This is a genomic window from Consotaella aegiceratis, assembly GCF_036541425.1.
Taxonomy (GTDB): domain Bacteria; phylum Pseudomonadota; class Alphaproteobacteria; order Rhizobiales; family Rhizobiaceae; genus Consotaella; species Consotaella aegiceratis.
Genome location: NZ_JAZHFT010000038.1, coordinates 34,135 through 41,035, shown reverse-complemented (window position 1 = coordinate 41,035; position 6,901 = coordinate 34,135). Strand labels below are relative to the sequence as shown.

The window sequence follows — 6,901 nt, the reverse complement described above, 5'->3', positions numbered from 1 at the left end:
GCCATCGAGAACCGGCTTCACTGGGTGCTCGACGTCACCTTCGCCGACGATCAATCCCGCCTCAGAAAGGGCCACGGCGCCAAGAATATGGCCGTCGTCCGCCACTTCGCCCTCAACCTCATCCGCAGCGCAACCGACAAGAACTCCCTGAAAACCCGCCGTAAACTCGCAGGATGGTCGACAGACTACCTCGCCGAACTCCTCACATCATCCCTTCAGTAATTTGGATTCGGAGCCCTGCCTTTTGCCCGTCCGGCCTTTTCAGCGTGAGCCGGAACCCCTATATTCGCAGCGCCGGTCATCGGATCGGCTATGGCGATAAACGGCCGATGTAATAAACCTATCGGACCCGGGGGCGGTACCCGGCGCCTCCACCTGAACCCGTCTGCGGCGGGTTGAGGCGGGGGCGAAATAGGATCGACGAGGGTGTAAAGATCGGACTTTCGCTCGGCATGGTTCCGCCGTTATCGGGCCGAATTTATAGTTGCCAACGACAACTATGCGGAAGCACGTCTCGCCGCGTAAGCAGCGCGACAGCTTCAATTCAAAGCCCTAGGGGTTCGCACTTCTAGGCGGGGCTCGGAGGCGCCTGGCAACAGAAGCCTCCACTCAAGTTTCGTCGGTGCCTCGGGCATCGCCGTAAGGGCCGGTAGTAGAAGAGCACCGCAGGACGCCACATGGGCCAGGATCTCATCCGTTACGACATTCTTGCCCAGGACGCTCTTCGCGGCGTGATCCGCAAGGTCCTGAGCGAGGTGGCCAGGACCGGGCTTCCGGGCGAGCATCATTTCTTCATCACCTTCCTCACGGGCGCGCCGGGCGTGCGTCTGTCGACCCGCCTGCGCGAAAAATATCCCGAGTTGATGACGATCGTCATTCAGCACCAGTATTGGGACCTTCAGGTCACCGAGAACCATTTCGAGGTTGGCCTGTCCTTCTCCGACGTTCCGGAACGGCTTCTGGTACCGTTCAACGCCATCCGCGGCTTCTACGATCCGGCGGTGAACTTCGAGTTGGAATTCGACGTCCGCGACGTCGAGGCGGCCAATGGCGAAACGGCCGATGACACCGCGACCGACGAGATCGACGAGCCGCCAACGCAGATTCCCGCCAAGGCTCAGCCGGCGCCGAGCGCAACGGCCGACCCGGCCCAGGACGAGGAAAAGGCGTCCGCCGAGGTGGTCTCGCTCGACGCATTCCGCAAGAAGCCTTGATGGCCGCTGAGATCGTCAATCTGCGCCAGGCGCGCAAGCGCGCGGCCAAGCGGCAGGACGAGAAGCAGGCGGAAGACAACCGCATCCGATTCGGTACGCCGAAGGCTCTCGGCAAGCGCGCAGCCAGCGAAAAGGAAAGAGCCGCGCGACTTCTCGAAGGCCACCGCCTGGACCGGGACGAACGAAACACCGCGCGTTCCCGGCCCAACGACGATGACGCCGGTTCCGGCGAATGATCGTCAAGCGGTCCGTCACGATCCGTGGGCACCGCACCTCCATCAGCATCGAGGATGAATTCTGGCGACTCCTGCGCGCCGTCGCGGATCGCCGCGACATGCCGCTCGCCGGGGTGATTGCCGAGATCGACCAGCAAAGACCTCCTGCCACTAACCTGTCGTCGGCGATCCGCCTCTTCGTTCTGGCCGACGTGCTGTCGCGGGTGACCGATGGGCCCGGCGAAAACTTGCCCCCTCCCCGACCGCTCCCCGTCGAACAGCAGTGACGACGGCGCCCCGCCTTTCACCCGACCTAATCAAGACGTTGACGATGGCCGCCGAGGTGATCGCGCCGGCCCGCGACGACTGGTGGATCATTTCGAGTGCCGCCGTGGCCCTGCACGGCGTCAAGGCGATTCAGGTCGGCGACGTGGACGTACTGATGAGCCTGCGCGACGCGACCGCGCTGCTCCGACGCCTCGGGACACCGCCCGAGGACGATGGCGGCAACGAGCGGTTTCGATCCAACGCTCATGGCCGATGGCGCCAGCCGCCGCTCGCCCTCGACGTCATGGCGGGACTTCAGGTCCGCTTTCGCGGCGAGTGGCGCGACGTCGCGCCGCGGTCCCGCCTCGCCGTCACGATCGGAGGCCACCGCCTATTCGTGCCCGAGAGGACCGAACTCGCCGACCTTCTCCTCCTCTTCGGCCGGCCCAAGGATCTGGAACGGCACCGCCTGCTCACCGGGACATAGCCCCAGTCGTCGACGAGTGCCGGTGACGGCGACGGGCGTCGTCGAGTTATGCCCACACGCCGGCGAAGAGGCCACCCAGCCGGCGAAGGTGCTCCCTCCCGGCCTGAACCTATCTCACCACCAAGCGGCACTTGGCCGGGCACGCGCGCGGAGCGCCTGTCGCGGCCTCCGATTCCCCTGTGGTACGGGGCCGATGGCGTCATGGTTACCATATTATTAATTCCTACAAAAAAACTCTTTCGGTAGGTCGATTTTCATAGAAAACTAACAGCAACAACGAGAATAAAAAACTTATATAAAGTTTTAAATCAAGAAAAGTCGTCAAATTTATTTAAATTTTGCATGGAGGCGACGATGAAGCACCAACCGATCCCTGCCCGTCGAACCTGGGTGGAATTGGAAGCCGCGAGGCCGAACGAATTCGCGCATCTCCGCGTGGCGCTGGTGCACTATTGGCTGGTCTCCATGCGCGGCGGCGAGAAGGTGCTGGAAGCGCTCTGCGAACTGTTTCCGCAGGCCGACATCTTCACGCTGGTCTGTGACGAAGAGACCTTGTCGGAGCGTCTGAGACAGCACCGGATCACCACGTCTTTCCTGCAAAAGCTGCCCGGCGCGCGTCGTCTCTACCAAAAGTTCCTGCCCGCGATGCCCTGGGCGCTCGAGAGCTTCGACCTGTCGGGCTACGACGTCGTCATCTCCAGCGAATCCGGGCCGGCCAAGGGGATCGTGGCACCGCCGGATGCACTCCATATCTGCTACTGCCATTCGCCGATGCGCTATCTGTGGGATCAGCAGCACGTCTACCAGGTGAGCGCGGGTCGCCTGAGCCGCTGGGCGATGGCATGCGTGGCCCCGGCCATGCGGACCTGGGACGTGACCACCGCGGCTCGCGTCGACAGCTTTGTCGCCAACTCCCGTCACGTCGCCGACCGGATCCAGAAATACTACCGGCGCGACGCGGAGGTCATCCATCCTCCGGTCGCCGTCGAAAGCTTCGCGCCGACGTCCGAGGTCGGCGACTTCTATCTCTGCGCCGGTCAACTCGTCCCCTACAAGCGGATCGATCTGGCCGTGCAGGCCTTCACGCGGATGAACAAGAAGCTCGTGGTGGTCGGCGATGGGGCGGAGATCGACGCGCTGCGGAAGGTCGCCGGTCCGAGCATCGTCTTCATGGGGCGCCAATCCGACGACGTCCTGCGCCAGCACCTGTCGCGATGCCGCGCGCTGATCTTTCCCGGCGAGGAGGATTTCGGCATGGTCCCGGTGGAAGCGCTGGCTTCGGGGCGGCCGGTGATCGGCTATGCCCGCGGCGGCCTGATGGAAACGGTCGCATCCGAAACATTCGGCGTTCTGTTCGGCGAGCAGAGCGTAGAGGCGCTGATGGCCGCCGTCGCGCGGTTCGAAAAGCGCGAGACCGACTTCGATCCCACCATCCTACGAGCCTGGGCCCAACGCTTCGGCCGCGACGAATTCAAAAACCGCTTCGCCGGGAAGGTTCGCCGCGAACTGGCGGCGCGGGCCGAGCGGTCGTCGACCCTGTCCGGCGATGCCTTTGCCCCGATCGTCAGCCGATTGGCCGAGCCAAGGGAGCGCTCGGCGTGGGATTCGCTGGAGCACGAGGCCGTATCATGACGCGTCGTGACGACGATCGGATCTACGAGGAGGACTATCTGTCCATCGCCTCGGTGGGCTCGTTCGAGGCTTCGGGCGAGGTGTCGGAGCGAGTCCATCATCTCGCGACCATCTCCACCAAGGAAACGACCAGGCCGGAAATGGCTCGGCGCCGTTGGAAGCGGGCAGTCGACGTGGTCCTGGCGTCTGCGGCCCTGCTCTTCTTCCTGCCGGTGATGCCGGTGATCGCCGTTTGCCTCCTGGTCCAGGACGGCTGGCCGATCGTCTACGGCCACCGGCGGATCGGGCGCCACGGCAAGCCATTCTCCTGCCTGAAGTTTCGCACGATGCACAAGGATGCCGCGCTCATCCTCAACCATCTCCTCGCCGCGTCTCCAAAGCATCGAGCGGAATGGCAGAGCACGCGCAAGCTTCAGAACGATCCCCGCATTCATACCGTGGGCCGGATCCTGCGCCGTTCGAGTCTCGATGAACTGCCGCAACTGATCAACGTTCTGCGCGGCGACATGAGCATCGTCGGGCCGCGTCCGATCGTACAGGACGAAGTGCCCCTCTACGGCGCGAAGTTCATCACCTACTGCCAGGTTCGGCCCGGACTGACGGGCCTCTGGCAGGTCAGCGGCCGCAACACCCTCGCCTATGCCGAACGCGTCGAACTCGATGCGCGCTATGTGGAGACCCTGTCGTTCCGGTCGGACCTGGAGATCCTCGTCAAGACCGTTCCGATCGTGTTGCGGGCCGATGGCGACTACTGACCAGCGCCCCGAAAGCGACGCCTCGGACGCACCTGTCGGAAGGAGCGCCGATCAGAGCACCGCGACGGCGAATCCGATCCAGACAGACAAACAGCCGACGATCGCCGCGAACAGCACAAGACGCCCCCACGGCCACGAATGCCGAAGCGGACGACGCTCGACAGCCTTGTCATTCGGCGCGCTGGCACGGACGTTGCGCGCCAACCCGGCATCTGCCATCCGCCTGCCTCCCCGTCCCGACCGTCTCAGCCTGATTACCGTAACCAAACTATGAAGATGCGATTCCTAACAAAGTCTTACCGCCGCGCCGCGTCGGCCGGTACCCCCACCGATTGGGGTGAATCGCGGCGCCCGGTCAGGCCGCTCGCCCTGATGCCGGTATGCATCCTCCTGGCCGGCATCGGCCCGGTTCATGCCGAGGCCCAGATCAACCTCGATCAGTTCGACCTGACGTTCTCCGCCGAGTTCGATCGGCCAAGCGACATCGACGAAAAATTCATCCACCACTACCGCCGTTGGGGCGACCTGCGAACGCTTGCGGGCAATCTCGAACAAGAACTCTACGTCGACCGCGCCTATCTCGACGAGCTCGGCGCGCACGACGTCGAGGCGCCGTTTTCAGTCGACGACGGCATCCTGTCGATCACCGCGCGACCGACGCCCGAGGCCCTCAGTGGCAAGATCGATCTTCCCTATCTGTCGGGCATGGTCACCACTGAGGAATCCTTCGCGCAGACCAACGGCTATTTCGAAATTCGCTGTCGGATGCCTGCGGGACAAGGGCTCTGGCCCGCCTTTTGGCTGGTCGGCCTGACGCACGACGAGGCGCTCGAGATCGATGTCGTCGAGGTGCTCGCCGACAAACCGAGGACCATCTACAACTCGATCCACACCTCGGACCGTGGAGTCGAATGGGGCATCGAGGTGCTCGCCGCCGACAGCTCCAAGGATTTCCATACCTATGGCGTCGACTGGCGCCCGGACCGCATCGACTTCTATGTCGACCGGATCATGGTCGGAAGTGCGCCCGTCCACCTGCCGGGTCCCATGTACATGATCGCCAATCTGGCCGTCGGAGGCGAGTGGCCGGGCAACCCGACGAAGGAAACGGCTTTTCCCGCGTCGTTCGAGATCGACTACATCCGCGCCTATGCCCACCGCCAATAGCCGCACGGAATGTGCCGAATGCAGAGACCGTCCGCCAATGACGGCAACGCAACGCCGCCTAAACCGACACAACTCAAGAAGAACAACCTCAACGAGAACAGTCAATCCAATGTAGTTTTAATAAAACTCTATAGTTAACTGAAAATATTTTAATTCGTCAATTGCTCAAAGAGCCGTCATTGTTCGCTACGTAAGTATGGTTTAATTTTTGTTAACGGGAGAATGAACTTGCGAAGCGAATTGCGTCATGTTCGAGGAAGGTGAAATGTCGGCCGGCGAGATCCCTTCCGGGCGTGGTGGATGGTCGGTCCCGGTTGGCCCGGCTGTGGAAGTCATCATCCCGAGCCTCGGCCGCCAGGATGTGCTGATCCATACGCTGGACGCGATCCGGCAGCTCTATCCCAACCTCGCCGTCCGTGTCGCCCTGCAGGGCGACGACATCAGGCCGCTCCTGCACGAACGCTTCGGTCGGTCAGGCAACTTCACGGTCGAATACCGCCCCGCGCCAGCGCTGATCGAAGCGCTCAATCACGCGGTGTCCAATTCCCGGGCCGACATCTGCATCCTGCTCGACGACGACGCCGTGCCGTGCGACGGCTGGCTGGAGGCTCACCTGACGGGTTTGAACAGCGAACCGGCCGTCGCCTACACCTATGGCCGGGAGGTCAACACGTCGCGTTGGCGCTCGCTCGGGTCGGAAATCCTGCGCATCGCCGGCGAACTGGTTTTCGGCCTGCCCCTGTCGTCGCGCACCAAACTCCATGGCCGCATCATCGGCTGGACGAATTCCTTCGGCTTCGTCTTCGCCAACTTCCACCTTCCCGGCAGCTGCGTCATCAACGCGCCGGCGGAAGGCAATCTGGCGTTTCCGCGCACGCTTTTCCTGGCCAGTGGCGGCTTCGACGAGCGCTTCACCGGCAATGCCTGGGGCTATGGACCGGAATGGGGTCTGCGGCTCGCCCGCCAAGGCCTCTACGGCCGCTATGTCGGTGACGCGATCATGATCCACCGCCAGCATGCCACGGGGGGTACGCGATCGGGCAGACGCTCGGCCTGGTATCGCAGCTACGTCGCCAATACCAGGATCTTCGTCGAAACCGTCGGGCCGCTCGGATGGATCGGCGCCGCCCCGCGGCTCATACGGCGCTATTTCGTGCGATGACC

9 protein-coding genes, 1 other RNA gene and 1 pseudogene are annotated in these 6,901 nt (G+C 63.1%); 10 read left to right on the top strand and 1 reads right to left on the bottom strand.

Going from position 1 to position 6,901, the window contains the following annotated elements; genetic code table 11:
• The 8 genes and pseudogenes from SMD10_RS20025 to SMD10_RS19990 all read left to right on the top strand — a co-directional run.
• Positions 1-222 (top strand): annotated as a pseudogene (locus SMD10_RS20025) (ISAs1 family transposase); the annotation flags it as partial.
• 32 nt (positions 223-254) lie between these two features.
• Positions 255-610: a transfer-messenger RNA gene (gene ssrA / locus SMD10_RS20020) on the top strand.
• A 67-nt stretch (positions 611-677) separates the two neighbouring features.
• On the top strand, positions 678-1,214 hold the full coding sequence (locus SMD10_RS20015) for an SspB family protein (RefSeq protein ID WP_331687506.1): 537 nt from the start codon (positions 678-680) through the stop codon (positions 1,212-1,214).
• Positions 1,214-1,450, top strand: coding sequence for a DUF4169 family protein (locus tag SMD10_RS20010; RefSeq protein ID WP_331687505.1), 237 nt, complete (start codon positions 1,214-1,216; stop codon positions 1,448-1,450). The genes SMD10_RS20015 and SMD10_RS20010 overlap by 1 nt, the downstream gene beginning before the upstream one ends.
• The gene (locus SMD10_RS20005; RefSeq protein ID WP_331687504.1) at positions 1,447-1,716 is read left to right on the top strand and encodes a ribbon-helix-helix domain-containing protein; all 270 of its coding nucleotides are present in this window, start codon (positions 1,447-1,449) and stop codon (positions 1,714-1,716) included. Before SMD10_RS20010 ends, SMD10_RS20005 begins: the two co-directional genes overlap by 4 nt.
• Complete coding sequence (locus tag SMD10_RS20000) at positions 1,713-2,183, top strand: hypothetical protein (protein WP_331687503.1); 471 nt, start codon at positions 1,713-1,715, stop codon at positions 2,181-2,183. Before SMD10_RS20005 ends, SMD10_RS20000 begins: the two co-directional genes overlap by 4 nt.
• A gap of 354 nt (positions 2,184-2,537) precedes the next feature.
• The gene (locus tag SMD10_RS19995; RefSeq protein ID WP_432757283.1) at positions 2,538-3,815 is read left to right on the top strand and encodes a glycosyltransferase; all 1,278 of its coding nucleotides are present in this window, start codon (positions 2,538-2,540) and stop codon (positions 3,813-3,815) included.
• On the top strand, positions 3,812-4,570 hold the full coding sequence (locus tag SMD10_RS19990) for a sugar transferase (RefSeq protein WP_331687502.1): 759 nt from the start codon (positions 3,812-3,814) through the stop codon (positions 4,568-4,570). Before SMD10_RS19995 ends, SMD10_RS19990 begins: the two co-directional genes overlap by 4 nt.
• Positions 4,571-4,621: 51 nt before the next feature.
• Here the strand turns inward: SMD10_RS19990 and SMD10_RS19985 are convergent, their stop codons facing one another.
• On the bottom strand, positions 4,622-4,789 hold the full coding sequence (locus SMD10_RS19985) for a hypothetical protein (RefSeq protein WP_331687501.1): 168 nt from the start codon (positions 4,787-4,789) through the stop codon (positions 4,622-4,624).
• Between the two features lie 153 nt (positions 4,790-4,942).
• Here SMD10_RS19985 and SMD10_RS19980 point away from each other — a divergent pair, with 153 nt between their 5' ends.
• Entirely contained in the window at positions 4,943-5,737 is a 795-nt protein-coding gene (locus SMD10_RS19980) for a glycoside hydrolase family 16 protein (protein ID WP_331687500.1), read from the top strand.
• Positions 5,738-5,984: 247 nt separating this feature from the next.
• Positions 5,985-6,899 (top strand): glycosyltransferase family 2 protein, encoded by a 915-nt coding sequence (locus SMD10_RS19975; protein WP_331687499.1) that lies wholly within the window; start codon positions 5,985-5,987, stop codon positions 6,897-6,899.
• The last annotated feature ends 2 nt before the right edge of the window (positions 6,900-6,901 follow it).